General features: G+C 71.3%; 25 protein-coding genes, 1 pseudogene and 1 riboswitch. Of the genes and pseudogenes, 10 read left to right on the top strand and 16 right to left on the bottom strand.

The window, feature by feature from the left end; genetic code table 11:
• From ACFWEP_RS11255 to ACFWEP_RS11265, 3 genes are all read right to left on the bottom strand, one after another.
• Positions 1-1149 (bottom strand): ROK family transcriptional regulator (locus ACFWEP_RS11255; RefSeq protein WP_387368772.1); only part of this gene is annotated, 1149 nt, incomplete at its 3' end.
• Between the two features lie 321 nt (positions 1150-1470).
• The gene (locus tag ACFWEP_RS11260) at positions 1471-2121 is read right to left on the bottom strand and encodes a response regulator (protein WP_387368774.1); all 651 of its coding nucleotides are present in this window, start codon (positions 2119-2121) and stop codon (positions 1471-1473) included.
• A gap of 4 nt (positions 2122-2125) precedes the next feature.
• Positions 2126-3298 (bottom strand): sensor histidine kinase, encoded by a 1173-nt coding sequence (locus tag ACFWEP_RS11265; protein WP_387368776.1) that lies wholly within the window; start codon positions 3296-3298, stop codon positions 2126-2128.
• 108 nt (positions 3299-3406) lie between these two features.
• Here ACFWEP_RS11265 and ACFWEP_RS11270 point away from each other — a divergent pair, with 108 nt between their 5' ends.
• On the top strand, positions 3407-4339 hold the full coding sequence (locus tag ACFWEP_RS11270) for an ATP-binding cassette domain-containing protein (protein ID WP_387368778.1): 933 nt from the start codon (positions 3407-3409) through the stop codon (positions 4337-4339).
• Positions 4336-5085: an ABC transporter permease gene (locus tag ACFWEP_RS11275; protein ID WP_387368780.1), complete on the top strand. Its 750-nt coding sequence runs from the start codon at positions 4336-4338 to the stop codon at positions 5083-5085. The genes ACFWEP_RS11270 and ACFWEP_RS11275 overlap by 4 nt, the downstream gene beginning before the upstream one ends.
• 251 nt (positions 5086-5336) lie before the next feature.
• Here ACFWEP_RS11275 and mug read toward each other — a convergent pair whose 3' ends face one another.
• From mug to ACFWEP_RS11305, 6 genes are all read right to left on the bottom strand, one after another.
• Positions 5337-5894, bottom strand: coding sequence for a G/U mismatch-specific DNA glycosylase (mug, locus tag ACFWEP_RS11280; RefSeq protein ID WP_387368782.1), 558 nt, complete (start codon positions 5892-5894; stop codon positions 5337-5339).
• 22 nt (positions 5895-5916) lie between these two features.
• Complete coding sequence (purB, locus tag ACFWEP_RS11285) at positions 5917-7359, bottom strand: adenylosuccinate lyase (RefSeq protein ID WP_387368784.1); 1443 nt, start codon at positions 7357-7359, stop codon at positions 5917-5919.
• 186 nt (positions 7360-7545) lie between these two features.
• Positions 7546-8394, bottom strand: coding sequence for an SGNH/GDSL hydrolase family protein (locus ACFWEP_RS11290; protein WP_387368786.1), 849 nt, complete (start codon positions 8392-8394; stop codon positions 7546-7548).
• A 268-nt stretch (positions 8395-8662) separates the two neighbouring features.
• Positions 8663-9682 (bottom strand): hemolysin family protein, encoded by a 1020-nt coding sequence (locus ACFWEP_RS11295; RefSeq protein WP_387368788.1) that lies wholly within the window; start codon positions 9680-9682, stop codon positions 8663-8665.
• Positions 9679-11019 (bottom strand): hemolysin family protein, encoded by a 1341-nt coding sequence (locus tag ACFWEP_RS11300; protein ID WP_387368790.1) that lies wholly within the window; start codon positions 11017-11019, stop codon positions 9679-9681. The genes ACFWEP_RS11295 and ACFWEP_RS11300 overlap by 4 nt, the downstream gene beginning before the upstream one ends.
• A gap of 329 nt (positions 11020-11348) precedes the next feature.
• The gene (locus ACFWEP_RS11305; protein WP_387368792.1) at positions 11349-11789 is read right to left on the bottom strand and encodes a GNAT family N-acetyltransferase; all 441 of its coding nucleotides are present in this window, start codon (positions 11787-11789) and stop codon (positions 11349-11351) included.
• Positions 11790-11986: 197 nt separating this feature from the next.
• Between ACFWEP_RS11305 and ACFWEP_RS11310 the strand changes: the two genes are divergently transcribed.
• Together ACFWEP_RS11310 and ACFWEP_RS11315 are read left to right on the top strand one after the other, a co-directional pair.
• On the top strand, positions 11987-12202 hold the full coding sequence (locus ACFWEP_RS11310) for an antitoxin (protein ID WP_387368794.1): 216 nt from the start codon (positions 11987-11989) through the stop codon (positions 12200-12202).
• 931 nt (positions 12203-13133) lie between these two features.
• On the top strand, positions 13134-13547 hold the full coding sequence (locus ACFWEP_RS11315; protein ID WP_387368796.1) for a fic family toxin-antitoxin system, toxin component: 414 nt from the start codon (positions 13134-13136) through the stop codon (positions 13545-13547).
• A 90-nt stretch (positions 13548-13637) separates the two neighbouring features.
• Here ACFWEP_RS11315 and bioD read toward each other — a convergent pair whose 3' ends face one another.
• From bioD to bioB, 3 genes are read right to left on the bottom strand one after another with little or no spacing between them, the layout of a single operon-like run.
• Positions 13638-14324 carry a dethiobiotin synthase gene (bioD, locus tag ACFWEP_RS11320; protein WP_387368798.1) on the bottom strand — a complete coding sequence of 229 codons (687 nt, stop codon included), beginning with the start codon at positions 14322-14324 and terminating at the stop codon, positions 13638-13640.
• Between the two features lie 2 nt (positions 14325-14326).
• On the bottom strand, positions 14327-15697 hold the full coding sequence (locus ACFWEP_RS11325) for an adenosylmethionine--8-amino-7-oxononanoate transaminase (RefSeq protein ID WP_387368800.1): 1371 nt from the start codon (positions 15695-15697) through the stop codon (positions 14327-14329).
• Positions 15690-16925: a biotin synthase BioB gene (gene bioB, locus ACFWEP_RS11330; RefSeq protein WP_387368802.1), complete on the bottom strand. Its 1236-nt coding sequence runs from the start codon at positions 16923-16925 to the stop codon at positions 15690-15692. The genes ACFWEP_RS11325 and bioB overlap by 8 nt, the downstream gene beginning before the upstream one ends.
• Positions 16926-17069: 144 nt before the next feature.
• Here bioB and ACFWEP_RS11335 point away from each other — a divergent pair, with 144 nt between their 5' ends.
• Positions 17070-18218, top strand: coding sequence for an 8-amino-7-oxononanoate synthase (locus tag ACFWEP_RS11335; protein WP_387368804.1), 1149 nt, complete (start codon positions 17070-17072; stop codon positions 18216-18218).
• A gap of 32 nt (positions 18219-18250) precedes the next feature.
• Here ACFWEP_RS11335 and ACFWEP_RS11340 read toward each other — a convergent pair whose 3' ends face one another.
• Together ACFWEP_RS11340 and ACFWEP_RS11345 are read right to left on the bottom strand one after the other, a co-directional pair.
• Positions 18251-18463 carry a DUF397 domain-containing protein gene (locus ACFWEP_RS11340; RefSeq protein ID WP_387368806.1) on the bottom strand — a complete coding sequence of 71 codons (213 nt, stop codon included), beginning with the start codon at positions 18461-18463 and terminating at the stop codon, positions 18251-18253.
• Positions 18464-18533: 70 nt separating this feature from the next.
• Positions 18534-19397, bottom strand: a complete 864-nt coding sequence (locus tag ACFWEP_RS11345) for a helix-turn-helix domain-containing protein (protein ID WP_387368808.1) — start codon at positions 19395-19397, stop codon at positions 18534-18536.
• A gap of 201 nt (positions 19398-19598) precedes the next feature.
• Between ACFWEP_RS11345 and ACFWEP_RS11350 the strand changes: the two genes are divergently transcribed.
• A complete protein-coding gene (locus tag ACFWEP_RS11350) occupies positions 19599-20030 on the top strand; it encodes an ATP-binding protein (RefSeq protein ID WP_387368810.1) in 432 nt (143 codons plus the stop codon).
• Between the two features lie 104 nt (positions 20031-20134).
• Here the strand turns inward: ACFWEP_RS11350 and ACFWEP_RS11355 are convergent, their stop codons facing one another.
• Positions 20135-20611: a C40 family peptidase gene (locus ACFWEP_RS11355; protein ID WP_387368812.1), complete on the bottom strand. Its 477-nt coding sequence runs from the start codon at positions 20609-20611 to the stop codon at positions 20135-20137.
• 3 nt (positions 20612-20614) lie between these two features.
• Positions 20615-20798: riboswitch (cyclic di-AMP (ydaO/yuaA leader) on the bottom strand.
• A gap of 533 nt (positions 20799-21331) precedes the next feature.
• On the opposite strand from ACFWEP_RS11355, the pseudogene ACFWEP_RS11360 reads away from it, so the two are divergent.
• Positions 21332-22105: pseudogene (locus ACFWEP_RS11360) on the top strand (methyltransferase domain-containing protein); the annotation flags it as partial.
• A 94-nt stretch (positions 22106-22199) separates the two neighbouring features.
• Here the strand turns inward: ACFWEP_RS11360 and ACFWEP_RS11365 are convergent.
• The gene (locus ACFWEP_RS11365; protein ID WP_387368820.1) at positions 22200-22508 is read right to left on the bottom strand and encodes a hypothetical protein; all 309 of its coding nucleotides are present in this window, start codon (positions 22506-22508) and stop codon (positions 22200-22202) included.
• 705 nt (positions 22509-23213) lie between these two features.
• Between ACFWEP_RS11365 and ACFWEP_RS11370 the strand changes: the two genes are divergently transcribed.
• The 3 genes from ACFWEP_RS11370 to ACFWEP_RS11380 are packed head-to-tail and all read left to right on the top strand — an operon-like array spanning position 23214 to position 25550.
• On the top strand, positions 23214-23516 hold the full coding sequence (locus tag ACFWEP_RS11370) for an urease subunit gamma (RefSeq protein WP_387368814.1): 303 nt from the start codon (positions 23214-23216) through the stop codon (positions 23514-23516).
• 8 nt (positions 23517-23524) lie between these two features.
• Positions 23525-23836 (top strand): urease subunit beta, encoded by a 312-nt coding sequence (locus ACFWEP_RS11375; RefSeq protein ID WP_387368816.1) that lies wholly within the window; start codon positions 23525-23527, stop codon positions 23834-23836.
• A complete protein-coding gene (locus tag ACFWEP_RS11380) occupies positions 23829-25550 on the top strand; it encodes an urease subunit alpha (protein WP_387368818.1) in 1722 nt (573 codons plus the stop codon). The genes ACFWEP_RS11375 and ACFWEP_RS11380 overlap by 8 nt, the downstream gene beginning before the upstream one ends.
• The last annotated feature ends 60 nt before the right edge of the window (positions 25551-25610 follow it).

Raw genomic sequence — 25610 nt, forward strand, 5'->3', positions numbered from 1 at the left:
GGCCGTCACCGTTCCCTCCACGGCGAACAGTTGCTCCTCCACGTGGTCCAGCGCCAGCCGAAGTGCGCCGGTCGCGACGGCCGCCTCCCCGAGCAGGGACAGGGCGACCCGCGGCGGGCGGAGACAGTAGCGCGAGAGCTCGTTCCGCAACGGGTCCAGCACCCCGTCGAGCCCCGCCGCCCAGCCGCCGACCACCACTATCTCCGGGTCGAGAGCCAGCACGAGGGCCGCCACGTCGTGCACCAGCCGCTGGATGAACCGCTCGACCGCCTCCTGAGCACGGCTGTTGCCCTGCCTGGCCTTCGTGAACACCGCCGCCACCGCCTGCTCGTCCAGCGGGTCGAGCGGCGTGTCGGTCGTGGACAGCAGATGCTCCGGCGTGACTTCCCTCCCGAGCAGATGGAGCGCGCCGATCTCGCCGGCGGCGCCGCCGTACCCCCGGTGCAGCCGTCCCCCTATCAACGAACCCGCTCCGGGACTCAATCCTGCAAGGACGAAGACGATGTCGTCCGACTCCGTGGCGGCGCCCTTCCAGTGCTCCGCCACGGCGGCGGTGTTGGCGTCGTTCTCCACCAGGACCGGGCAGCGGAACGAGCGCCGAAGCCGCTCCCCCAGAGGGAGTCCGGTCCAGCCGGGAAGCGCCGTGCCCAGTCGGACCGTGCCGTCGGCCTCCACGATCCCCGGGCTTCCGACCCCCACGGCTCGCAAGCTGCTCCTGGCCACGCCCGTACGACGCAACAGGTCGGCGATCACGGCTCGGACCTGATCGAGCCGGTCGTCCGCGGCCGCGGTCTCGGAGACCGCTCGCTGGCCCGCCCCGATGATTCTGCCGTCGAGTCCGGACATGAGCGCGGAGACGCGGTGGGGGCCGATCTCGATGCCCAGCAGATGGCCTGCCTCGGCGCGAAAACGGAACCGACGGGCTGGACGGCCCTGGCGCCGCGCTTCACCCTCGTCGGGCAGTGCCTCCACGACCAAGCCGGCTTCGAACAGCCCCTCGACGACTCCTTCGACCGTTGGCCGGGAAAGACCGGTGATCCGGGTCAGGTCCGAGAGCGTCGGGAGCTCGGCCCCACGCAGGGCGTGCAGTACCACCGCGGAATTGATCCGCCGCAACAACGACGGGTCACCACCGGTCAGCCGCCCCACGTGTGTCCTCCTCACGCCCCTTGTGTCTGCCGGATGGTACTCGGTGGGATGAGGCACCGCGAACGCCGCCAGGGGCGGAGCCGATTCTGATACTGCGCGGCCTGGCGATGGCCCGGGTGCCGGCTCCCGCGAGTCGATGTACACGCGGTGGTGAGTCCGGGGTGGCTGGATCACGCCGTCCGCGCTCGTCATCGCGCCCGGGCCGTGGGCGAAGCCGCCCGAGCCCTTCCCGCCACCCGCTCGGGCAACAGGAGTCATCCGCCGGGGCTTGCCGGGGGTGCGTGCTGGGAGGGCTGGTCGGTCGAGTTGCCCCGTCCGCTGTCAGCCGGGGACCACGAAGCCCGACTCGTACGCCGTGATGACAGCTTGTGTCCGGTCTCTGGCCCCGAGCTTGGTCAGCAACGCACTGACATGGCTCTTCACCGTCTCGGTGCCCACGACCAGCTTGGCCGCTATCTCCGCGTTCGAAAGCCCCCGGCACATCAACCGGAGCACGGCTGCCTCCCGATCGGTGAGGGCCGCCCGCGTCACCACCGCGCGGGCCCTGTTCGTCCCGTACTCGGAGGCCAGCCGACGTACGGCCGCCGGAAAGAGCAGCGACTCGCCTTCCGCCACCAGGCGGACCGCGTTCACGATCTCCATCGGCCGGGCTCGCTTCAGCAGGAAACCGTCCGCACCGGCACGCAGTGCCTCGTACACGTACTCGTCGTTCTCGAACGTCGTGACAACCAGGATCTTCGGCGGGTCGGCCAGTGAGCGGAGCAGCAGCCGGGTTGCTTCTATGCCGTCCATCAGGGGCATCCGAACGTCCATGGCGACCACGTCCGGCCGCAGCTGCCGGACCAGGGGGAGCACTGCCGCGCCGTCCGCGGCCTCCCCTGCCACTACGATGTCCGGCTGCGACTCCAGCACCGCCCGCAGACCCGTTCGCACGAGTGGTTCGTCGTCGACGAGAAGCACATTCACCGTCACAGCCTCACCTCACGCCTCGGAGCGGAAGGGTGACGCGAACCTGCCACTCGCCGTGGTGCGGGCCGGCTTTCGCGCTCCCTCCCAGCAGTCTCGCCCGTTCGCGCATTCCTTGTAGCCCATGGCCCCGGGGCGAGCGGGGGGTGGCCTCCGCCATCGGATTTCGTACATCGAGTTCGAGGTGGTCCCTCTCGACGCCGATGCGCACACGGACGGGGACCCGTCCCGCGTGACGCAGCGCGTTGGTGAGTGACTCCTGCAGGATGCGGTACCCCTCCCGGGACAAGGAATCGGGCAGACGGTCGACGCACCCGGTCACCTCGGCGTCCACGGCGACACCGGATCCTCGCGCGGAGTCGAGCAGTTGCTCCACCGCGATCAGCGTCGGCCGTCGATCGGCAGAGGCTCCCGGCTCGCGCAGCACACGGAGTACCCGCTCCAGATCGTCGAGTGCCGCCCGGCCGGTCTCCTCGATCGCGATGAGCGCGCGCCGCGTGAACTCCGGGTCGTCCGCCGTGGATGCGGCACCTGCTTGCACCACCGAGACCGTGAGGGCGTGGCCGATGGAGTCGTGGAGTTCACGTGCGATGCGGTTGCGCTCCAGGAGCTGCTCCGTGAGTTCCTCCAGCGCCGACATCCGTTCGGTCCTCGACGGCCCCAGCAGCCGGCGGGCGGCCGCAGTGGAGAGCCTTCCGCAGAGAACGACGAGCGCGAACAGCAGAAGAATGGGCAGAGGCGCGAGTGCCCCGTACCAGGCGTGGGGTTCGATCAGATGGAATATGCCGTCGCGGTCGATGCTGTCGCTGCGGACGGCACCGACCAGGCTGATCGAGGTGGCAGGCAGCCAGAGGGTGGCCACACCCACGACGATGGACAACAACAGGCGCAGCTCCAGCCAGAGCACGGTGCGCCACTTCTCACCCCACGTCGTGGCAGGAGCGACGGAGATGGTCGCGTCGGCCCGGCCACGCTCGCCGGGGGTGAGGAGCAGCTGCGCCTGGACCCCTTCCCCCATACGCATCACCGGGAGGAGGCCCACGGGCACGGCGAGCAGCGCGAGCTCCCACGGCACGCCGGGGGCGACGAAGAGCCACACGCTTATCAGAGCCAGCGGCGCGACGAGGTGGATCCAGCGGCTGTAGGTCACTGGGGCTGCAAACGGGGCGAGTAGTCGGCGCATGTGGGCCATGGTGACAGTGCCCGTCCGGCTGTACCTCCCCCGCACGGGGGAGAGGATTCCCACGGTCGGGGGAGGACGCCGCCGGGTCGCCCCAGCCAGGCTGGGTACATGACCAGCATCGATGTGCAGCAGCTCACGAAGGACTACGGATCCACCCGAGCGGTGGACAGACTGACCTTCCGTGCGGAGGCCGGTCGCGTGACCGGCTTTCTCGGGCCCAACGGGGCGGGGAAGTCCACCACGATGCGAGTGATCCTCGGCCTGGACCGCCCTTCCGGTGGCACGGCGGCCGTGGGCGGACGGGCCTACGCCACGCTCGACAACCCCTTGTGTGTGGTCGGTTCACTGCTCGACGCAGGAGCAGCGCACGGATCGCGGACCGCGCGCGACCATGTGCTCGCCCTCGCGGTGAGCAACGGGATTTCGCGGCGGAGGGTCGACACCGTGCTGGAGGAGACCGGCCTCGCACCGGTCGCCACCCGCCGGATCAAGACGTTCTCGCTCGGCATGCGTCAACGGCTGGGCATAGCGTCCGCACTGCTCGGAGACCCTGCCGTGTTGATGCTGGACGAGCCGGCGAACGGCCTCGATCCCGAGGGAATCGTCTGGATCCGTGAACTGGTGAAGCGGCTTGCCCGCGAAGGACGCACGGTTCTGGTGTCCAGCCACCTGATGAGCGAGACCGCCGCCTTCGCTGATCATCTGATCATTCTCGGTGGGGGCAGACTTCTTGCCGACATGTCGACGGAAGGGTTTCTCGCGTCGCGCAGTCGTTCCAGAGTGCGGGTGCGCGCCGCCGTAGGGGCACGACTCCGCGACGCCCTGATCAGCAGCGGATACGACGCCATCGATGCGGGAGGCGGGGCGTGCCGGATCGACGGGGCCCGCGCCGATGAGATCGGTGCACTGGCGGCGTCCCGGCACATCGCTCTCCTGGAGCTCGTGGAAGAGCGGGTCTCCCTGGAGGAGGCGTACCTCGATCTCACGGCGGATGCTGCCGAGTTCGCCGCCGTTTCCCGTACCTCACCCAAGGAGGCATGACCATGTCGCACGCAGCGGTCGCGGCTCTTCATTCGGAGTGGATCAAGGCGCGGTCCGTACGTGCCGTCCATGGCTCTCTGGCCGCGGTGTTCGTGGTCGCGGTGGCCATCTCCGTGCTCGTCTCCGCCACCGTGGGGCAGGCAGAGATGGATCACCCCGATGCCGACCCGGTGTTCCAAGCCTTCTACGCGCTGAACTTCGCGCAGATCGCTGCCATGGCCTTCGGCGCCACCGCCCTCTCCTCGGAGTTCACGGGCGGAGCCTTACGAGTGTCCCTGACAGCGGTGCCCCGCCGTGACCTGTTCTACGCCGCGAAGATGGTCGTCGTGGGTGTGGCGGCTCTGATCGTCGGAGAGGCGGCCGGCCTCGCCGGCTTTCTGCTGCGGCAGCTGTTCATGGGGCAGTTCGCGATCGGGTTGGGGCACCCCGGGGCGCTGCGAGCCGTGCTGGGCAGTGGCGTCTATCTCGCGCTCATGGCCCTGTTCGCGGCAGGGCTGACGGCGCTGCTCCGGAGCGCGGTCGCGGTGATGAGCATCCTCGTGCCCTTCATTCTGATCGTCTCGTTCGTCGTGGGAGACGTGGCTTCAGGAGCGGCTGAGCTCCTGCCCGACCGGGCGGGCCAGCTGATCCTGCATAAGAACCCGGCGGGCAGCCTCGGCCCCTGGAGCGGGATGGCGGTGACCGCCGTTTGGACGGCCGCCGCCCTGCTCGCCGGCTGGTGGGCGATACGTACCCGGGATGTCTGATGTCCATACGGGTTGCTTGATCCTTGAGCGGCGTGCCCACACAAGGCAGAGGCGAGAGCGCGTGGAGCGCGGAAGGCATGCATGACGGCGAAGGGCCTGAGGACATGACCCGAAGACGGGACCTGAAGGCGAGAGAACCGAAGGCGAGAGAACCGAAGGCGAGGGAACCGAAGGCGGAGGGGCAGCAGGTGAAGGCAGGGGTGCGAGGGTCCTGACGCTGACGGGGCTGCAGGCGGTACGGCTGCGCCGCCTCAGCCGCCACCGGCCGCGGCGGTTTCCTCCACGGCTTCACGGAGGCGGGCGTACTCTTCGGCCATCGAGTCAACGGTCCAATGTGCATTGAGTCCGCTGGGGTTGGGAAGAGCCCAGACACGGGCACCGCCGATGCTCCGTTCCTGCGGGCCGATTTGGGCGCGGCGCTCCCCGAAGGCCGTCCGGTAGGCCGTCACGCCGACGACCGCCAGCCACTGAGGTCGCAGGCGACCGGTCTTCTCGACCAGGATTCGTCCGCCCGCACGGTACTCCTCAGCGGGCAGCTCGTCGGCCCTGGCGGTAGCCCGCGCGACGACGTTGGTGATGCCCAGGCCGTAGGAGGGCAGCTCACTCTGTTCGGCCGGAGACAGCCTGCGGGGTGTGAAGCCGGAGAGATGGAGCACCGGCCAGAAGCGGTTGCCGGGGTGCGCGAAGTGGTAGCCGGTCGCAGCGGTCGTGAGGCTGGGATTGATGCCGCAGAACAGCACGCGCAAACCGCCCGCGACCACATCGGGGACGATGCGGTCACGGGCGGCGGCCAACTCTTCGGGTGTCACGGGAGGAGGACGGCGCAGCCGGTCAGAGAATCGACCCGGGGGTGTAACCGGCAGCTGCCGGGTGCTCCTTGAGGATGGCCTCGATCCGGTTGACCACGGTGGTGACCTGGTCGCCTGCGGCCCCCGTGAACGACAGCTTGTCCGCCATCAGGGCGTCCAACTGCTCACGGTCCAGCGGGATGCGCTCGTCCGCCGCCAGCTTGTCCAGGAGTTCGTTGCGCTCCGTGCCCTGCTCCCGCATCGCGAGAGCCGAAGCCACCGCGTTCTCCTTGATCGCCTCGTGCGCGACCTCGCGGCCGACACCAGCCCGCACCGCGCCCATGAGGACCTTGGTGGTCGCCAGGAACGGCAGGTACCGGTCGAGTTCACGCGCCACGACGGCGGGGAAGGCGCCGAACTCGTCCAGGACCGTCAGGAAGGTCTCCAGCAGGCCGTCGAAGGCGAAGAAGGCGTCCGGCAGCGCCACCCGGCGTACCACCGAGCAGGAGACGTCGCCCTCGTTCCACTGGTCGCCGGCGAGCTCGCCGGTCATCGAGGCGTAGCCGCGCAGGATGACCATGAGGCCGTTGACGCGCTCGCAGGACCGGGTGTTCATCTTGTGCGGCATTGCGGACGAGCCGACCTGGCCGGGCTTGAAGCCCTCCGTCACCAGTTCGTGCCCCGCCATGAGGCGGATCGTCTTGGAGATGGACGAAGGAGCGGCAGCCAGCTGGACCAGGGCGGTCACCACGTCGTAGTCGAGGGAGCGCGGGTACACCTGGCCGACCGAGGTGAAGGCGTTGGCGAAGCCCAGGTGACCCGCGATGCGCTGTTCCAGGTCCGCGAGCTTGGCGGCGTCGCCGCCCAGCAGGTCCAGCATGTCCTGAGCGGTCCCGACCGGGCCCTTGATGCCGCGGAGAGGGTAGCGGCCGAGCAGCTCTTCCAGACGCCCGTAGGCGACGAGCAGTTCATCGGCGCCGGTCGCGAATCGCTTGCCGAGCGTGGTGGCCTGTGCGGCCACGTTGTGGGACCGGCCCGCCATGACGAGCTCGCGGTACTCGCCCGCGAGCTTGCCGAGCCGCGCCAGCACCGCCACGGTGCGGTCGCGCATGAGCTCCAGGGAGAGGCGGATCTGGAGCTGCTCGACGTTCTCGGTGAGGTCACGGGAGGTCATGCCCTTGTGGACCTGCTCGTGGCCGGCGAGGGCGTTGAACTCCTCGATGCGGGCCTTCACGTCGTGGCGGGTGACCTTCTCGCGCTCGGCGATGGAGGCGAGGTCGACCTGGTCGAGAACGCGCTCGTAGTCGGCGAGCGCGGAGTCGGGTACCTCGATCCCGAGGTCCTTCTGAGCACGCAGCACCGCCAGCCACAGCTGACGCTCCAGCTTCACCTTCTGCTCGGGGGACCAGAGAACGGCCAGCTCCGTGGAGGCGTAGCGGCCGGCAAGGACATTGGGGATGCGAGGCTTCGCAGACACAGCAGTCACGTGAAGTGATTCTACTGGCGGTTTGTGCAGGTCGGCGCCGGGGCCAGGTTTGTGGCTTGCTACGAGACGGGGGTCACTGTCCCGTATGCGCGGACGACGCCGTCTTCACGATTGCCGCGCGGGGCCTGGGCATGAGGCCCCGAGCGGAGCCTCACGTCCAGATCGCGTGTCCGGGCCCGCGCGGGACTACAGGTCCCGCGACTCGTCGCACCGGAGCCAGGAGGTCACCGGACCGGGGTCGGCGGGATTCGCCGGGGTGATCCAGAAGGCGCGCCCGGAGGCCGCGTCGAACTGGGCGCCGACGCGGCCGTCGCCCGAGGACCGGCCGGTGAGCCGGCGCCCGATCCAGGGAGCCAGATGCTGCCTGGCGAAGCGGACGTCCTCGACCCGGCGGGTACCCCAGCGCACCTGCGGTGTCGTCTCCATGGGGATCCGCCAGTCGCTCTCGGCGGGCAGCCCCAGCGTCTGCCAGACCGCCTCGGCGACCCTGCTGTGCCCTTCCGCGGTGAGGTGGAGCCGGTCGATGTCCCACAAACGGGGGTCGCCCAGCGACGGCGCCCCGTAGAGGTCGGCGACCACCGCGCCGTGCCGGCCGGCCAGGTCGTCCACCAGCGCGAACAGTTCCTCCATGCGTGGACGGAAGCGGTCCAGCACCGGGCCGTTCCGTCCGGGGCTGCGCATCAGCACGAGCGTCTTGCACGACGGTGCGAGTCGCTCCACGGCTTCCTCGAGCCGCCCTCTCACCATGCCCATGTCGCAATTGGGGCGGAGGGTGTCGTTGAGACCGCCGACGAGCGTCACCACATCCGCCTGCAGTGCCGCGGCGGATTCCACCTGTTCGTCGACGATCTGGCCGATCAGCTTGCCCCGGACGGCCAGGTTGGCGTACCGGAAGCCGGGGGAGCGAGCCGCCAGCCTGGAGGCGAGAACATCGGCCCAGCCCCGGTACGTACCGCCGGGCAGAAGGTCCGACATGCCCTCGGTGAAGGAGTCACCGACCGCGACGAAACTGGTGTAAGAGGCATTCATTTCCATGGCTCCGTGATCGTATCGCGGAGACCGGAGCCGCCGACGGCCTGCCGACCGCCCCGCGGGCCCTCGCCCCACGGCGGCCCGCGTCGCCGAACCAGCAGCGAGGCTTCCGCACTGCGTGCGGTGCCGCGCCCCGCGCTCAGACCCGCCCCGCGCTCAGACCCGCACCGCCCCGCCCCGCGCTCAGACCCGCCCCGCGCCCAGACCCGCGCACCGCACCTGGTTCCACGTACCGGCGGCCCGACCGGGCCGGTGGGTGCGGGCGTCCCCGTCAGCCGGACCGCGGTCGTCCGACGAGCTCGCGCAGCACGTCCTCCATGGTGACGGTGCCGACCAGCCGGCCGTCGTCGTCCAGTACCGCCCCGAGGTGCGTACGGCTGCGCCGGAGCGCGGTCAGTACGTCGTCGAGCGGGGCCGCCGCCCGTACCCGGGCGATGGGGCGCATCGCGGAGACCGGGAACGGAACGTCGCGCGGTGCCGCGTCCAGGGCGTCCTTGACGTGGAGGTAGCCGAGTATCCGCTGCTCGCCGTCCATCACCGGGAAACGCGAGTATCCGGACTCGGCCGACAGCCGCTCCAGCTCCTCGGGGGTCGTGCCCACCGGGGTGCAGACCATCTGGGCGATCGGCATGGCCACGTCCCGGACGGGGCGGCTGCCGAGTTCCAGGGCATGCCTCAGCCGCTCGGCCGATCGGTCGTCCACCAGTCCCGCGTCCCCGGAGTCCCTCACCAGCAACGCCAGCTGGTCGTCCGAGAACGTCGCGGAGACCTCGTTCCTCGTCTCCACCCGCAGGAGCTTCAGCAGCAGATTGGCGAACGCGTTGATCGCGAAGATCACCGGGCGCAGCCCCCTCGCCAGCGCCACCAGCGGCGGGCCGAGCAGCAGCGCGCCCTTCGCAGGATCGGCCAGCGCGACGTTCTTGGGAACCATCTCGCCGAGCAGCATGTGGAGGTAGGTCGCCACCGTCAGCGCGATGACGAACGACAGAGGGTGCACCAGGCCGTGCGGCACCCCGACGGCGTCGAACACGGGCTCCAGCAGGTGGGCGATGGCTGGTTCGGCGACGATGCCCAGCACCAGGGTGCAGAGGGTGATGCCGAGCTGGGCCGCCGCCAGCAGCGCCGAGACGTGTTCCAGGCCCCACAACACGCTGCGGGCCCGCCGGTCACCGGCTTCGGCGGCCGGCTCGATCTGGCTCCGGCGCACCGAGATGAGGGCGAACTCCGCTCCCACGAAGAACGCGTTCACGACCAGCGTCAGCAGACCGATGAAGAGCTGGAGAACGGTCATCGGGCATCCTCCGTCAGGGGGTCCTCGCCGGGGAGCGGAGCGTGCAGCAGGGCGCGTGCGGCGCGACGCCCGGAAGCGTCCACGACATCGATCCGCCACCCGGCCAGTTCCACTCTGTCCCCCTCCCGGGGGATGCGTCCGACCTCGTTGGCGACGAGGCCGGCCAGGGTTTCGTACGGGCCGTCCGGAGCGCGCAGACCGATCGTGCGGAGCTGGTCGGTGCGCGCCGCGCCGTCGGCCGACCAGAGGGTGCGGCCGTCGGCGTCCTCCCCGGCAGGCGCCAGATCGGGCGTTTCGTGGGGGTCGTGCTCGTCGCGCACCTCGCCGACGACCTCCTCGACGATGTCCTCCAGGGTCACCACGCCGGCCGTGCCGCCGTACTCGTCGATGACGACGGCCATGGCGAGCTTGCGGCCGGAGAGACGGTCGAGCAGCTTGTCGACGCCGAGGGTCTCGGGTACGAGAAGGGGCTCGCGCAGCAGGTCGGAGACGCTTTTGCGGGGCCGCTGCTCCGCGGGCACCGCGAGGACGTCCTTGATGTGTGCGACGCCCACGACCGAGTCGAGGCTGCCGCGATAGACCGGGAAGCGGGACAGACCGGTCGCCCGGGTCGCGTTCGCGACGTCCTCGGCGGTCGCCTGCAGGTCCAGCGCGGTGACCTGGACCCGGGGCGTCATGACGTTCTCCGCGGTGAGCTCGGCCAGATTGAGGGTGCGGACGAACAGCTCGGCGGTGTCCGCCTCCAGTGCCCCCTCCTTGGCGGAGTGGCGTGCCAGGGCCGCCAGCTCCTGCGGGCTTCTGGCGGAGGCCAGTTCCTCGGCCGGTTCGAGGCCGAAGCGGCGCAGGATGCGGTTGGCGGTGTTGTTGAGATGGCTGATGAAGGGACGGAAGACGGCGGTGAAGACCCGTTGAGGAGTGGCGACGGCCTTGGCGACCTTCAGTGGCGAGGAGATCGCCCAGTTCTTGGGGACGAGTTCACCCACCACCATCAGGACCACCGTGGACAGGGCGGTACCGACGACCAGCGCGACCGACCGCGACAGGCTGGGGGAGAGCCCGATCGCGACCAGTGGCCCACGGATCAGCTTGGCGATCGACGACTCGGAGAGCATGCCGACCACCAGGTTGGTGACGGTGATGCCGAGCTGTGCCCCGGAGAGCTGGAATGTGAGGCTGCGTACGGCCTTGAGGGCGCCGGCCGCCCCCCGCTCACCCCGCTCGACGGCTCGTTCGAGGTCGCCGCGCTCCACCGTGGTCAGGGAGAACTCGGCGGCGACGAAGGCGCCGCAGGCGATCGAGAGCAGCACGGCCACGAGCAGCAGAAGCACTTCGGTCATCGGTTCACCTCCGTCCCATGATCGGGCAGTGGGTGGAGGATCGCGCGATGTCCGCGATTCCGGCGGGTTCGGCTACTGGGAGGCTCGCCCATGGGCGGACGCTCACACCTTTCTCGGCAGGGGATCGAATCCCGATCGACACGCCGATCGCCGTACTGGCTCTTGTACCGGTTGTCGTGCTGGTCCCGGTTGTGGTGGCCGTTCTGGAATCACTGTGACGATCGAGCAGAATCACATGGTAAAGGATCAGCAAAGTAATGAGAACGGGCCTCGGCCCGCCCGTATCACTCCCGTCTCCCGTCTCCCGTCTCCCGTCTCTCGAGGAGCGGTCAGTGGGAGAAGGGCTTCACCCAGCGGCTCCACCTGGACCCCCGCTCGTACCCCGCCGCGCGCCAGGCATGGTGGGCGCGCTCGTTGTCGTCGAGGACCATCGCGTCCCCCCGCCGCCCGCCGAGGCGTACGAAGCGTTCCTCCGCGGCCGACAGTAGCGCGGTGGCCACACCGCGGCGACGCTGCTCCGGATGGACTGCGAGCCGGTAGAGGTGGCAGCGCCAGCCGTCGAAACCGGCGATCACGGTCCCCGCGAGTCGGCCGTCGCGCTCCGCGAGCAGGAGGCACTCGGGGTCCCGTTCCACGAGTCGCGCGATCCCGTCCCGGTCGTCGCTGATGCTCGTCCCCTCGGCGGCCTCCTTCCAGAAGGTGAGCACCTCGTCCAGATCGGCGGGGGTGGCGGCGCGTATCGAAAGATCATCCGTCGAAAGATCACTCATGCGCGAATCCCATCACCGGCGGTATGCGGGTGTCGAGCGCAATTGACCGCCGCCGTCGGGCGGGCTCCGTGGCGGGCGACCGGCGCACGTGGGTGCCCGGCGGGCGAGGGTGTCGCGGGCGGGTCGGCTTCCAGCCCAGGGCGGGGCGCGTCCCGGTCCCCTTGCCCGGGCGGACCGGGCGGCGCTAGCTTGGACAGATGCCCAGAGCCCAGCTGAACTCCCGAGTGGTCCAGGCCGTCGCGGACGAGGCCGCACGGCGGAGGAGGGTGACCGCGACCCGCACCCTGGCGGAGCGTCCGGAACCCGGCACGGTGGACGCGGGCCGCGCCTTCGTGGAAGCGGCAGCCGACTTCATGCAGCGGTACGAATCCGTCTTCGCCGAGGAATTCGGCACGGAGCGCGTCGCGCGCTGAGTTGCGGCGGCTGCCGTGCCCGGTCGCCGACCTCGTCGGTCCGAACCTCCGCGGGTTCTCAGGGTCCGGGTCGGAGGACGTGTTCGGCATCGGTTTCGGTGTCCGGTGCGCCCACGGCCGGAGTGCGCCAGTGGGCTGCGAAGGCCTTGGCCGGGTTGCTCGGGAACATCGCGACCGACGACCCGGACGACTTCCGCTTCGGCTGCGGGGCGACCTGGCTCAACCTGCTCGCCACCCGGGGCCGCGCCTTCGGCAGCCGTCCGGCCCAGCTCCTCGACTCGGTGGGGCGACCGGCCGAATGGCTCCGGGCGAGCTGGCACCGAGCCGTGAAGTGCGTGCGTGGCGGTTGGGGGGCCTGCGCGCTCTGGCCCTCGCCACCGTTCAGGACCGCACCTCTCGTCCCCCGGCGGGCGCAGGCGGCGCCCTCCGCCGTGCAGGCCGTGGACCAACTCACCGCGTCGACCGGGACGGGCTCAAGGTCTGTCCCTAGGACGACCGCCGCGGCGTTTTCACCGATCCGGCCGGTCGCCGCCGGTGGCGCCGCCCGTCCCCGTCGTGTGCCGGCCGAGGAAGGGTCCGCGCGCACCGCGCCCGGCCGGCGGCGTCCCGCGACACCGGTCCCTCCTGAATCCGGTCCCCCGCCTGAACGTGTGAACACCGGCGCCCGACGGCTCCGCACGCGGGTCCGATCCCCGTCGCTTCAGCCTGCCGGACCTGCGGGCACGCCGGAGCCGACAAGGCCGTGGACAGCTGACGGGCTGTCGGTGCCCGCGGTCATCCGGGGTGCCCGGGCCGACGAGAGGGACCCTGCGGAGGGGCCGCGCGACAGCGGTTCGCTCCGCACCCGGGCCTGAGGAATACTGAGTCCGGAACCGACGGGTTCCCCGCGCGCGGACCGAGCGCCTCCCCCTTCACGAGACGGTCTCCCTGCATGGAACACGACGAGTCACCCGAATCACCGTCACCCGGCCCCGAGAGCCTGCGCATCGATCTCTCCTGGCTGCTCATGGTGGCCGAGCACCGGACGCCGGGAGATCCGCACGTCGCCGACTGGGGCGCCCTCGTCGCCGCCGTCAGCCGGCACGAGGCGGAGATCTTCGGCAGCCCGGTCTACGCCAGCCCCCACGCACGCGCCGCCTCGCTTCTCCAACTCCTGCTGCACGTGCCGGCTTTGGAGCACTCCAACGCGATGTTCGCCTCCGCCGTGGCATACGGATACCTGGTCGCCTCCGGGCTTCCCGTAAGGACGTCCCCCGACCGCGTGCGCGACCTGGCCCGCCTGGTGAAGGAAGGCAAGGCCGGCGTACGCGACATCGCGGACGAGCTGCACGACTGGTGCGGCTGAGCCCGACGCCCCCACGCCCGGCGATCGGCGATCGGAGAGGGGCCGGATGTCCCGCCCCGCACCCGGCACCGAAGCGTCCCGGGTCCGGAATCAGTCGGCCCCGCGCACCCCTCCCAGCTCCGGTGCGAGCCAAGTCGGCGCTTGTGTGCGGAAGTCGGCAGGCCGCAGCGATCCCGCCCCGGCCGGCAGCACGCCCACGAGCGGGGCGCCCGCCGCGACCGGGAGGTCCTCCACGTTGCACCGCGTGGCCAGATCCGGGTCGGAGGGCATGCTGCCGATCACCACGCCCGGGCACGTGAGGCCCCGGGCACGCAGTGCCTCCGCCGTCAGCGCGGTGGAGTTGAGCGTGCCCAGCCCGGCCGCCGCCACCAGCAGCACCGGCGCCTCCAGCAGCCGTGCCGCGTCCGCCAGGGTCGCCCCGTCGTCGTCGTACCGTACGAGCAGCCCGCCCGCCCCTTCGATCAGCACCAGGTCGTGCTCCGTCGCGAGTTTCCGCGCGGCGTCGGCGATCTCGTACGGGCGCACGGGCGCGAGTCCGCAACGCCGGGCGGCTGTCGCGGGTGCCAACGGCTCGGGGTAGCGCGCCAGTTCGACCGCCGTGACCTCGCCGCCCGCCAGTCGTACCACTTCGGCCGCGTCGCCGTTCTCCCCCGGAGCGACTCCCGTCTGCGCGGGTTTGAGCACCGCGACCCGGCCGCCCGAAGCGACCGCCACGGCCGCGGTCACGATCGTCTTGCCGATCTCGGTGCCCGTGCCCGACACCACCAGAATGGTCATGGTCATCCTTCCCGCGCCGCGGCGCACACGGCACGGCAGATCCGTGCCACGTCCTCGTCGTCCGTCACGTACGGCGGCATCGTGTACACGAGGTCCCGGAACGGCCGCAGCCATACGCCCTCGCGCACCGCCGCGCGGGTCGCTGCCTCCATGTCCACCTCGTGGTCGAGCTGGACGACCCCGATCGCGCCCAGAACGCGTACGTCCGCGACCCCGGGCAGACCGGCGGCATCCGCCAGACCGGTCCGCAACCCCGCGCCGATCCGCGCCACCTCGCCCTGCCAGTCCTGGCCGAGCAGCAGGTCCACGGAGGCGCAGGCGACCGCTGCTGCGAGCGGGTTGCCCATGAAGGTCGGGCCGTGCGCCAGCACGGGTACCTCGCCGCGCGAGATGCCCTCGGCCACCCTCGTCGTGCACAGGGTCGCCGCCATCGTGAGGTAGCCACCGGTCAGCGCCTTGCCGACGCACATCACGTCCGGGGCGATCCCGGCGTGCTCCGCGGCGAACAGCTGCCCCGTGCGGCCGAATCCGGTCGCGATCTCGTCGAGGACGAGGAGGACGCCGTGCGCGTCGCACGCCTCCCTGAGCACCCGCAGGTAGCCCGGCGAATGGAACCGCATTCCCCCGGCGCCCTGGACGACGGGTTCCACGATCACTGCGGCCAGCTCATGGGCGTGACGCGCGATCAGCTCGCGCAGATGCTCCGCGTAAGCCTCGTCGACCTCCGCGTCGAAGCCGTCCGGCGGGGCGTCGGCGAAGATCTGCCGAGGCAGGACCCCCGACCAGAGTTCGTGCATCCCGCCCTCGGGATCACACACGGACATCGGCTGCCAGGTGTCGCCGTGGTAACCGCCGCGCCAGGTCAGGAGCCTCTGCTTGGCGGGCCGGCCGGCCGATCGCCAGTACTGCAGGCACATCTTCACCGCCACCTCGACGGAGACGGACCCCGAGTCGGCGAGGAAGACGTGCTGGAGGGGGCCGGGGGTGATCTCCACCAGCCGGGCGGCCAGCCGGACGGCCGGCTCATGGGTGAGCCCGCCGAACATCACATGGCTCATCCGTCCCAGCTGTGCGTGTGCCGCCTCGTTCAGGACCGGATGGTTGTAACCGTGCACCGCGGACCACCAGGAGGACATCCCGTCCACCAGTTCCCGCTGACCTTCGACGGGTTCCGCCAGTCTCAGCCGGACACCGGAGGCCGACTCCACGATCAGCGGCTCCTGTCGTCCGGGCATCGGCCCGTAGGGGTGCCAGACGTGCGCCCGGTCGAGGGACCGCAGCCGGGCGGGCGTCAGTGTGGACGACGGGGTGTGGGGGAGGCCGGGGGCCGGCCCCACGGAGCGGGCCGGCCCCTCGACGTACGCGTCAGGCATTCGGAGCGAGATCCGTCCCCGCGCCCCGCCTGCGCACGGCCACCAGGTCCGTACGCGCCGCCGTGGCGGCCACCTGCTCCGTCGGCGGGGCCTCCGCCGACGCTTCCACCGCCACGGCCGGTCCGCCGCAGGGGGCACAACCGCCGCCCGCTTCCGACCCGCCACCGCCGCCGCAGGCACCGGAATCGTCGTGCGCCCCGCAGCCCGCGCGCGCACCGGTCGCGGCCCGGTGGCCGGGCAGCGTCGTGGTGTCCGCGCCCTCCACCTCGAACCCGGCGTCGGTGATCATGTCGAGATCGGCCTGGCCCGCCTGACCCTCACTGGTCAGATAGTCGCCCAGGAAGATCGAGTTGACCAGGTGCAGCGCGAGCGGCTGCATCGACCGCAGATGCACCTCGCGGCCACCGGCGAGCCGCACTTCCACGTCCGGGCAGACGAACCGGACCATCGCCAGGATCCGCAGACACCGCTGGGGCGTCAGATTCCACTCCTTGGCGAGCGGAGTGCCCTCGAACGGGATCAGGAAATTCACCGGCACGGAGTCGGGGTCGAGTTGACGGAGCGCGAAGACCACGTCGATCAGGTCCTCGTCGCTCTCGCCCATGCCGGCGATCAGCCCGGAGCAGGCGGACAGCCCCGCCCCCTGGGCCTGGCGCACGGTCTCCACCCGGTCGGCATAGGTGTGGGTGGTGGTGATGCCGCCGTAGGTGGCCTCGGAGGTGTTGAGGTTGTGGTTGTACGCGTCCGCTCCCGCCGAACGCAGCCTCTCGGCCTGCCCGTCGGAGAGCAGGCCCAGACAGGCGCACACCTCGACGCCCTCGTTCTCGTCCTTGATCGCCTCGATGGTCCGGGAGACCCGGTCCACGTCCCGGTCGGTGGGGCCGCGGCCGCTCGCCACCAGGCAGACCCGCTTCGCACCCCCGGCCACCCCGGCGGCCGCCGCGCGTGACGCCTCTTCGGGCTTCAGCCAGGAGTACTTGAGGATGCCCGCCTGGGAGCCGAGCCGCTGCGAGCAGTAGGAGCAGTCCTCCGGGCACAGCCCCGATTTGAGGTTGACCAGGTAGTTCAGCTTCACCCGGCGCCCGAACCACTGACGGCGCACCCTGCCCGCCGCGGCCACCACGTCGAGCAGTTCGTCGTCGGAGGTCGCCAGCACGGCGAGCGCCTCTTCACGGGTCGGCAGTTCGCGCCGCAACCCCTTGTCCACCAGTGTGCTCAACAGGTCCATGGCGTCGATCCTGACGCACTCCACGGCCATCGGCCAAGGAGGAACCCGACAGCAGAGAGGGGGAGGGTGTGTGTGTATTGCCACACCCTGACCGACTGCGCCCCCGGCTACGCTCTGTGAGCTGCCTACAAAAGGGACCCTCCGATGGCCTACTCCCCGTTCGACTGGACAGAGGAGGAGTCCGGCCGCCGCGCCGCCGCCGGACTCGTCCGTACGCTGCGCCCGCGGCCCGCCGCCACCGAGGTGCTGGACCTCGCGAGCAACGACTACCTCGGGCTCACCCGGCATCCCGAGGTGATCGAGGCGGCGGCCGGCGCCGCGCGGAAGTGGGGGGCGGGCGCCACGGGTTCACGCCTGGTCACCGGCTCCACCGCCCTCCACGAAGAGCTGGAGCGCGAACTCGCCGGTTTCTGCGGCTTCGAGGCCGCGCTGGTGTTCTCCTCCGGCTACGCGGCGAACCTGGCCGCACTCACCGCCCTCTCCCGCGCGGACGGCATCATCGTGTCCGACGCGTCCAACCACGCTTCGATCGTGGACGGTTGCCGACTGGCGCGGGCGAGGACCGAGGTGGTGGCGCACGCGGACCCGGAGGCCGTCGAGAAGGCCCTGGACTCCCACCGCGGGCCGGCGCTGGTGGTCACCGACTCGGTCTTCTCGGTCGACGGGGACGCGGCCCCCCTGTCCGCGCTCGCCGACGTCTGCCGGAGCGCGGGCGCCGGGCTCGTCGTCGACGACGCCCACGGTCTCGGGGTGCTCGGAGCGGGCGGGCGCGGAGCCCCGGCCGCCGCCGGGCTGGCGGGGGACGAGGGGCTGGTGGTCACGCTCACCCTCTCCAAGGCCCTGGGCAGCCAGGGTGGTGCGGTCCTGGGACCCGCACGGGTGATCCGGCACCTCGTCAACACGGCCCGCACGTTCATCTTCGACACCGGACTCGCACCCGCCGCCGCGGGTGCCGCGCTCGCGAGCCTCGCGGTGCTGCGCAGGGAGCCGGAACGCGCCGCCCGGGCGCGCGAGGTGGCCGCCCGGATGCACGAACGGCTGACCGCGGCGGGGTTGCACGCGGCACGCCCGGACGCCGCGGTGGTGTCGGTACGGGCGCCTTCCCCCGAGTCGGCAGTCCGCTGGGCGGCGGACTGCCGGGAGGCCGGGATCGCGGTGGGCTGCTTCCGGCCGCCGTCGGTCCCGGACGGCGTCTCGCGTCTGCGGCTCACCGCCCGGGCCGACCTGACGGACGACCGTGTCGACACCGCCCTGGAGACGATCGCCCGTACGGCTCCGAGGGGCGTCGCCTGACCGGCGGGCGGGGCCGCACGCGCGAGAAGCCCTCAGCGCGCGTCCTCGCCCGGTTCCCCGAGGCCCGAGACGAACTTCCGCCAGGCGGACGCGGAGAAGGACAGCCGGCCCCGGTCCGCGGCCTTGGAATCGCGTACGGACAGCCGGTCCGGCCCGTGTACCGCTGTCTCCACGCAGTTGTTCATACCGGTGCTGCGGCTGCTGCGGCGCCACGGTGAGGCGTCCGGTGCCGGTCGGTCGGCCATGGTGCTCCTTCGGGTCGGTGGACGTCGGCGGGACCGTCCCGCTCCGTCCGGCCGGGCCCGCGGTGGTTCGTCACGGCCGCCCCTCGCGGCCGATCGTCGCGATGAGGTCCCTCGACCGCTCGGGCGAGAGCGCACGCCCCCGCATGGTGCGGAAAGCGGAACCGTACGCCTCCAGATCCTCTTTCCGTTCCAGGTAGTGACTACGCGTCAAGTGGTCAAGAACGACCACATCCAGTGCGGAAGTTGTCGGAAAAGAGAAAATGACGAACGGGCCAGTCAGGCCGACGTAACCTCCGGCACTGAACGGCACCAACTGGATCCGCACGTGCGGGAGTTCCGTCATGGCCACGAGATGGTCCAGCTGGGCCCGCATCACGCGCCGCCCGCCCACCTCGCGCCGCAGCACGGCCTCGTCGAGCACGGCGGTGAGCCGCAGCGGGGCGTCGCACCGCAGCACCGACTGGCGGGCGAGCCGCACTTCGACCAGGGCGTCCAGATGCGCCCCCGGTATCCCGTCCAGCGCGGACTCGGTGACCGACCGCGCGTAATCGGCGGTCTGGAGCAACCCGGGAACCACCGAGGTCTCCAGGGTCCTGGCCGTCTCGGCCTGTGCCTCCAGGGCGATGAAGTCGCGGTACTGCGGCGGAATGACACCCCGGTAGGCATGCCACCAGCCCGTGTCGCGACCGTCCGCCGACCCTGCCAGTGCCGAGAGCAGGGTGCGCAGTTCGGGGTCGTCGACGGCGTAGGCGTCGAGCAGACGGCCGACGTCGGCCGGGGACACCCCGCTCGCGCCCGTCTCGATCCTGCTCACCTTCGACTGGTGCCAGCCGAGCAGCGATGCCGCCTGCTGGCTCGTGAGTCCCGACGAGTGGCGCAGCGTCCGCAACTCCTCACCGAGTTTGCGACGGCGCACGACGGGGCCGTTGCCCATTCCGGTCTCCTTCCGCCGGTCGGCTGGAAGACAAGTGTGCCGAATGTTCGAGCTCCGGTGAGCCGGAGTTCACCGCATTGAGCGATAGATATATGCATATCTCGGCAGATCGTGCCTGCACGGGCTCATGCGGTGGCACTCTGGCGCCAGGCACAATCCGGGCCGATAGGGGTCGCCCGGGCGGAAAGGGACGGCGTCGCCATGGCAGACCATCAGGAAGCACATGTCACCCTGCCGAGCGATCCGGTGTCGGTGTCCGCGGCCCGCAGACACGTGGCCCGCGTACTCGCGGAGTGGGGTATGCACGACGACACGGAGGAAGCCGGGACGGTCCTGCTGATCGTCTCGGAACTCACCACCAACGCGGTCCTGCACACACGCGGCCAGTCACCCACGTTCACGGTGCGGCTGGTGCTCGACCGCGACGAGGAACTGCGACTGGAGGTGACCGACAGCCACCCCCGGTGGCCCAGACGGCTCCCCGCGGCTGTGCAGCAGGACAACGGGCGCGGACTGGCCATCATCAGGGCGCTGGCCAAGGAGTGCGGCGGAGGGTTCGGTGTCACCCCCACCGAGGAGGGCGGCAAGACCGTGTGGGTCACCCTGCCCTGGTCGGTGCCGGTACGGGGCTGACACCACCCCGGCCCGGACGGGGCGCGCGAGACCCGGCGGTGTCGTCGCGCGCCGCCCTGTCCGGGCCGGCCACTCCACGGCGGGCGGCTCGGGACCCGGGCCGGTCAGCGCACCCGCCCGTACCAGACCCGCTTCGTCCAGATCCGCTCCAGCCGCACCACGGAACCGGTCTTCGGCGAGTGCCAGATCTTGCCGTTGCCGGCGTAGATGCCCACGTGGTAGACGCTGCGACCACTGTGGAAGAAGACCAGATCACCCTTCCTGCGCTGCGAGGAGGTGATGTGGCGCGTCTTGTTGTACTGCTGCTGCGCCGTACGGGGCAGCTTCTTGCCGACCCTCTTGAACGAGTAGAGCGTCAGCCCGGAGCAGTCGAACCTGCGAGGCCCGGTGGCCCCCCACTGATAGGGGGAGCCCTTCTTCGACGCGGCGATCCGGAGCGCCTTGGAAGCGCGGGCGGTGGTGGCTGCCTCGGCGTCGGACACCAGGCCGGGGGCCAGCATCGTCGAGCTGAGGGCCAGAGTGAGGACCGAGGCCGTACCGGCCCGGGTGAGCAGAGACGGGACATGAACCTGCGCAGTCATGCGCAACCCTTCGTCAGCCGCCTGTGAAGGATGACCTGTCGGGTTCGGGCTGGCGAAGTCGCCCGGCCGCGCGATGCGGCTTCACCCCGAGGGACGTCCGGTTGCCCGGCCGGCCCGTTGTGCTCGGGTCCTCCACTCCTGCCGATCCACTCCTGTCGACCCGTCATCCGCTCGGCGGCAGGACTCGGCGTCCGCGCGGACCGCCCCGTCAGGGTGGCGGGGGCTTGTCGTCCCACGGATCTTCACTCAGGTCGTGCGGGATTTTCGAGGTGGCAGAGGAAGTCAGTACGGTCGGCCCCCGTTGCGCCGGGAGAGTGGGGGAGTGCCCGACACGGCCGGGGGCGCGTACCGGGCGTGTCTCCACCGAGCTTGCGGAGTGCGGTACTTCGCGGATGGGGAGAACGCCGGGGAGCGCAAATCGGGGGAGAGGCGCAGCGGGCGGAATCCTTGCGCTGAACGGGCGGAAAATCGGATATTCGTTACGGAGTGTCGCTGGTGAAACAGGGCGGATCGGTCCGACTCCGTGCATCTGCCCGGACCCCGGCCTCGACCGGTCCTGCCGAGTGGCCCCGCCCGGCAGGTCCGAAGGCTTCTGCCCCGCCGGGGTCTCCTCGGCAGGCGGGGAAGGCCACCGCCCCGGCCACCGCCGTCGATGGCGCCGCCCTCGACCCTCACGTGGCGTCAGGCCGCACCGTGGGTGCCGTGGAGGATCACTGGACCGTGGGGCGCATGGCCCGACTGGCGGGCGTGAGCGTCCGCATGCTGCATCACTACGACGATCTCGGGCTCGTCCGCCCGTCGGGGCGGACCGCGGCCGGGTACCGGGCCCACTCGGCGGGCGACGTGGCGCGGCTGCGGGAGGTACTCGCCCACCGGCGGCTGGGCTTCGGTCTGAGGGGAGTCGCGGAACTCGTCGGCGACCCGTCCGCCGACGCGGTCGCGCACCTGCGCGGCCTGCTGCTGGAGCGGCGCGATCGGGCCGACGCCGTGGTTGCGGCCATCGACAGAAAACTCGGGACAAGGGCGAGGGGAAGGCAGGTGACACGGGAAGAGCAACCAGAGATGCTCGGCGCATAGCTGTACGACGAGATCGGCGGCGCCTACTCCGCGACACGGCGTACCGGACCGCGGATCGCCGCGCAGATCCGGGACGCACTCGGCGACGCGCGGACGGTGCTGAACGTCGGGGCCGGCACGGGCTCCTACGTGCCGCCGACCGCGCCGTGACCGCGGTGGAACCGTCGGCGGTCATGCGGGCACAGCGGCCGGCCGGATCGGCGCCGTGCGTGGCCGCCACGGCCGAGAGCCTCCCGTTCCGGGACCGGTCCTTCGACGTCGCGATGGCCGTCTCCACCGTCCACCACTGGGCGGACCTCATGGCGGGGCTGCGCGAGATGCGCCGCGTGGCCCGCCGCGTGGTGGCGCTGACGTTCGACACCGATGAGCCCGGATGGCCGGACCGGTTCCGGCTCACCCGCGACTACCTGCCCGGGTCCGTCGGCGCCAATGCCGCAGATCCCGGCCCCCGCCTGCTCGTCGCCCGAACGGACACCGGCCGCGGTCCTGGACCGGCGCCCACCCCGTGCCCTCAGCTTCCCGGCGTAGGCGGTACCGCTACCCGCCCCGCCCGCCGCTCCCCGTCCAGTGCCCTCAGCGCCCGCGCCAGCGTGGCGGCGTGGATCTGTGCTTCCCCCCGCTCGTGCATCAGCGCGAGGGCGTCCCGCAGGGCCGCCGCGTGCGAGGCAAGCGCTTGCGCCGCCCGGAGCGCCCCGTAAGTGTCGCTGCCCCGAGCAGGGTTGATCCGGCCCACCTGGTCCAGGACGGCGAGATAGCGGTCGACGAACTCCGCTTCGGCACGGGTCAGTGCGGGCAGCGGCGGCAACTCCGGTGGCAGCATCGGGGATTCACCTCGTGGGGCGTGGGGCGTGGGGCGTCGGGCGGTGTGCGGGTGGATGGTGCGGCGTTCCCCGATCCGGGGCCGGACCGGCGCGGGCGATCCGGCGTCGTGGACGGGGCCACGGTCGATGCCGTCCGCGACGGACCCGGCCGGCCGGGTCCGTGACGGGGCGGCGCGGAGCGCGTCGTGCCGGCAGCCCGGCACGCCGTGGCTCGGCCCCGCGGTCCGGCGGCAGCTCCGCACCGCACCGGCCGCAGTGGGTTGCTGCATTACTACCCGAGCGCCCGGCGGGCCATGTCGGCGCCGGGCCTCCGCACCGCATGCCGCGCTCCCGCGGCGGTACGCGCCGCGTGCCCCGGGGCAGGTACGCGCCGCACACGAGGCGGGGCAGGTACGCGCCGCACACGAGGCGGGGCAGGTACGCGCCGCACACGAGGCGGGGCCGGTACGCGCCGTATACGAGGCGGCGCCGCGCGGAGGCCGCACCGGAGAGCCGGCCGCGGGCGTGCCCGCCCGACGGAGCGCCGTCCGGGTACCGCCCGGCGCCGGAGCAGGGCGGCGCCAGTTAACGCGACGGAAAAACTTTGGTTCTAACGTGCGTTGCCTGGCCGGTGACGCCCGCCCCCGTACCCGACGAACGTGTCGGCGTCCGACGGGTGCCACCGGGCCGGGCAGGTACCGGGCGCGAGACGATGAGGTGGAAGCGTGCAACTCACCCCGCACGAGCAGGAGCGCCTGCTCATCCATGTGGCCGCCGACGTCGCCGAGAGACGCCGGGCGCGCGGCCTGCGGCTCAACCACCCGGAGGCGGTCGCGCTGATCACCTCCCACATCCTGGAGGGCGCGCGCGACGGCCGGACCGTCGGCGAACTCATGGCGTCCGGACGCAAGGTGCTCACCCGCGCCGACGTCATGGACGGCATTCCGGAGATGATCCACGACGTCCAGGTGGAGGCCACCTTCCCGGACGGCACCAAACTCGTCACCGTCCACGATCCGATCGTCTGAGGGGCGCCGTGATTCCCGGAGAGATCCTGTACGCGGACGGGGCCGTGCCGATCAACGAGGGCCGCCCCGTCACCCGTCTCACCGTCCTCAACGCGGCCGACCGGCCCGTCCAGGTCGGCTCCCACTACCACTTCGCCGAGGCCAACCCCGGTCTCGACTTCGACCGCGGGGCGGCCCGCGGCCTGCGGCTGAACATCGCCGCCGGGACGGCCGTGCGCTTCGAGCCCGGCATCCCCGTGGACGTCGAACTCGTCCCGCTCGCAGGCGCGCGCGTCGTTCCCGGCCTGCGCGGCGAAACCGGAGGTGCCCTCGATGGCTGAACTCGACCGTGCCGTCTACGCCGACTTGTTCGGCCCCACCACCGGCGACCGTATCCGGCTCGCCGACACCTCCCTGCTCGTGGAGATCGAGGAGGACCGCTCGGGCGGCCCCGGACGGGCCGGCGACGAGGCGGTGTTCGGCGGCGGGAAGGTGATCCGGGAGTCCATGGGCCAGGCCCGCACCACCCGCGCCGAGGGCGCCCCCGACACGGTGATCACCGGTGTGGTCGTCATCGACCACTGGGGGATCGTCAAGGCGGACGTCGGCATCCGCGACGGGCGCATCACCGGCATCGGCAAGGCCGGGAACCCCGACACCATGGACGGGGTCCACCCCGACCTCGTCATCGGGCCGGAGACGGAGATCATCGCGGGGAACGGGAAGATCCTGACCGCGGGCGCCATCGACGCGCACGTCCACTTCATCTCGCCGACCCTGGTGGACCAGGCGCTGTCGTCCGGGATCACCACCCTCGTCGGCGGCGGTACCGGACCGGCCGAGGGCACCAAGGCGACCACCGTCACCCCCGGCTCCTGGCACCTCGCCCGGATGTTCGAGGCGCTGGAGGGATACCCCGTCAACATCGGGCTCCTCGGCAAGGGCAACACCATGTCCCAGGAGGCCATGCGGGCCCAACTGCGCGGCGGCGCCCTCGGATTCAAGATCCACGAGGACTGGGGGGCGACTCCCGCCGTCATCGACGCCTGTCTGCGGGTCTGCGAGGAGAGCGGCGCCCAGCTCGCCATCCACACGGACACCCTCAACGAGGCCGGCTTCGTGGCGGACACCCTCGCCGCCATCGCCGGCCGCACGATTCACGCCTACCACACCGAGGGGGCCGGCGGCGGGCACGCACCCGACATCATCACCGTCGTCTCGGAGCCCTACGTCCTGCCGAGCTCCACCAACCCGACCCGCCCGCACACCGTCAACACCATCGAGGAACACCTCGACATGCTGATGGTCTGCCACCACCTCAACCCGGCCGTCCCCGAGGACCTGGCGTTCGCCGAGTCGCGCATCCGGCCTTCCACCATCGCCGCCGAGGACATCCTGCACGACCTCGGCGCCATCTCGATCATCTCCTCCGACTCCCAGGCCATGGGGCGGATCGGCGAGGTCGTCCTGCGCACCTGGCAGACCGCGCACGTCATGAAGAACCGGCGGGGTGCGCTCCCCGGTGACGGTGCGTCCGACAACCACCGGGTGCGTCGCTATGTCGCCAAATACACGATCAACCCGGCGGTGGCCCAGGGGCTCGACCGTGAGATCGGCTCGGTCGAGTCCGGGAAGCTCGCCGACCTCGTCCTCTGGGACCCCGCCTTCTTCGGGGTGAAGCCCCGGCTGGTCATCAAGGGCGGCCAGATCGCGTACGCCCAGATGGGCGATGCGAACGCGTCCATCCCGACTCCCCAGCCGGTTCTGCCGCGTCCCATGTTCGGCGCCGTCGGCAGGGCTCCCGCCGCCAACTCCTTCAACTTCGTCTCCTCCGCCGCGATCGAGGACGGGCTGCCCGAACGCCTCGGTCTCGGCAAGCGGTTCGTGCCGATCACCGGCACCCGGGGGGTCACCAAGGCAGACATGCGGGAGAACGACGCGCTGCCCCGCGTGCAGGTCGACCCGGACAGCTTCGCCGTGACGATCGACGGAGACCTCGTCGAGCCCGCACCGGCCGCCGAACTGCCCATGGCCCAGCGCTACTTCCTCTTCTGATCGGGCACGACCGATGTCACACGCAGCCCTGCTCGTCCTCGCCGACGGCCGGTTCCCCGC

Origin of the sequence: Streptomyces sp. NPDC060198, from assembly GCF_042728415.1 — a bacterium.
GTDB lineage: Bacteria > Actinomycetota > Actinomycetes > Streptomycetales > Streptomycetaceae > Streptomyces.